This is a genomic window from Paenarthrobacter nitroguajacolicus (assembly GCF_007786235.1).
GTDB classification, from domain to species: Bacteria; Actinomycetota; Actinomycetes; order Actinomycetales; family Micrococcaceae; genus Arthrobacter; species Arthrobacter nitroguajacolicus_A.
Genome location: NZ_VNFK01000056.1, coordinates 321 through 756, shown reverse-complemented (window position 1 = coordinate 756; position 436 = coordinate 321). Strand labels below are relative to the sequence as shown.

Annotated in this window: 1 pseudogene; it reads right to left on the bottom strand. The window is 50.0% G+C overall.

From position 1 onward, the window contains the following. Window positions 1–411, bottom strand: a pseudogene (locus FQP90_RS23500) (EamA family transporter); the annotation flags it as partial. Window positions 412–436 lie beyond the last annotated feature (25 nt).

The following is a 436-nucleotide window of genomic DNA, read 5'->3' as shown; positions in this document are numbered from 1 at the left end:
TGCCAGAATAAGCTGTGGTAGTAGTGACATCACGATCATGCCTGTCATCAGTGAATACTGTACTGGAGTGAAGGATTCACCCATCAACACCATCCCCGTAACGATGCCAGCCACTGGGTTAGCGATGCCACCGAAGGTGAAAACGACCACTGACATGCGTTGTAGTAACCATACATACATGCCGTAACCTAGTGCTGTATTTAGCCCAATGACCCACAATAGACCCATTGCATTGCGAGAATCGAAATGAGTGACAGCATTAACATAAGGTTGTGGGTCGATGAACGCATGAACGCCAGACGCGACAGACAAAATCGCACCGCCTAGAATCAGCTGCCACGTTAATACCTTCCACCAGTGCATGCGATTACCCAGTGATTTGGTAATGCTGCTGCCGATGACGATACACATGATCGCGGCGACGCGGCATGCTCCC